This window comes from Mesorhizobium sp. M8A.F.Ca.ET.218.01.1.1, from assembly GCF_004791165.1.
GTDB lineage: Bacteria > Pseudomonadota > Alphaproteobacteria > Rhizobiales > Rhizobiaceae > Mesorhizobium.
The window spans coordinates 1-446 of the sequence record NZ_SRUZ01000046.1; the positions used below are offsets into that span (position 1 = coordinate 1).

At 65.2% G+C, this 446-nt stretch carries 1 protein-coding gene; it reads left to right on the top strand.

Features of this window, described 5'->3' with window-relative positions; all coding sequences use genetic code 11:
- The coding region (locus tag EN861_RS34315; RefSeq protein ID WP_189343815.1) for a transposase at positions 1 to 446 on the top strand (446 nt) is incomplete at both ends.

Consider the following 446-nt stretch of genomic DNA (forward strand, 5'->3'; position numbering starts at 1 on the left):
GTCGTCTCCGATGCTCATGAGGGCCTCAAGGCCGCCGTCACCAAGGTGCTCAGCGCCACATGGCAGCGCTGCCGGGTCCACTTCATGCGAAACGTGCTGGCGCACGCCGGCAAGAGCGGCCGCAGGGTCGTCTCGGCCTTCATCGCGACCGCCTTCGCCCAGGAGACGCCCGAGGCTGCCAGCGCCCAATGGCGTGCCGTCGCCGACCAGATCCGGCCGAAGGTGCCGAAGCTGGCGACAATCATGGACGATGCCGAGCCCGACGTGCTGGCCTACATGACCTTCCCCAAGGAACATCGCACCAAGCTCCACTCGACGAATCCGATCGAGCGGCTCAACGGCGAGAGCAAGCGGCGCACCGAGGTCGTCGGCATCTTCCCCAATGACGATGCCATTGTCCGTCTCGTCGGCGCGTTGCTGCTTGAACAGAATGATGAATGGGCCGT